The 1,107-nt window shown below is 47.2% G+C and carries 1 pseudogene; it reads left to right on the forward strand.

The window, feature by feature from the left end:
- Positions 1-1,099 (forward strand): annotated as a pseudogene (locus EAE89_RS22955) (IS3 family transposase); the annotation flags it as partial.
- Positions 1,100-1,107 lie beyond the last annotated feature (8 nt).

The following is a 1,107-nucleotide window of genomic DNA, read 5'->3' on the forward strand; positions in this document are numbered from 1 at the left end:
TGGAAGCCGCTAAAGCGATGAATGTCAGCAAATCAGCCTTGGGGAGCTGGGTTCGTCAGTTGAGGCAGGAGCGGCAAGGCAAATCTTCTAAAGCCATGCCCATCACGCCGGAGCAAATTGAAATACGTGAGCTGTAAAAGAAACTGCAACGTATTGAAATGGAAAATGAAGTATTAAAAAAATCTTCCGCACTCTTGATGTCGGACTACTTGAACAGTTCTCGTTAATTGAGCTATTCAGAGTGCATTATCCAGTGGCTTTCCTTTGCCAACTGTTCGTGTTCGGGGTTTATCGTAGCAGCTATCAGGCCTGGCGCCATCGAGTGAAAAAGCCCGATACTGAGCACATCAGGTTAAAAATTTTAGTCCGTGAAGCGTTTAACGAGGGCAACGGCTCCGCCGGCACACGAACGATTGCCGCCATGGTGACCGCCAAAGGCATACCATTAGGCCGATGGCGGGCAGGAAAATTAATGGCTGAACTGGTGCTGGTCCGTCGTCAGCAGCCAAAACACCGCTATTCACGTCAGGAACAAGAACATCTTGATATTCCTAACCATCTTGACCGTCAGTTCACGGTCACCGAGCCCAATCAAGTTTGGTGTGGTGATGTGACCTATATCTGGACAGGTAAATGTTGGGCCTATCTGGCCGTCGTACTTGACCTGTTTGCTCGTAAGCCCATTGGTTGGGCGATGTCTTTCTCTGCCAACTCTGAGTTGACAAAGAGAGCGTTGGAAATGGCGTTTGAATCAAGGAGGAAGCCACAAGGGGTCATGTTTCACAGTGATCAAGGTAGCCACTATACCCGCAAAGCGTTCAGACGGTTATTGTGGCGTTATGGTATCAAACAAAGCCTGAGCCGCCGAGGTAATTGCTGGGATAATAGCCCAATGGAGCGCTTTTTTAGGAGCTTAAAAAGTGAATGGGTTCCTGAAGAAGGATATTCAGATTTTAGAGAAGCCTTTCGTTCAATCACGAATTATATAGCGGGTTATTATAGCCAGCTTCGCCCCCATGGGTACAACAATGGGTTGACACCCAACGAATCAGAACGATTATTTTGGGAAAACTCTAAGCTAGTGACCAATTTTTATTGACCACAACA

This window comes from Photorhabdus heterorhabditis, from assembly GCF_018448905.1.
In the GTDB taxonomy this organism is placed as follows: domain Bacteria; phylum Pseudomonadota; class Gammaproteobacteria; order Enterobacterales; family Enterobacteriaceae; genus Photorhabdus; species Photorhabdus heterorhabditis.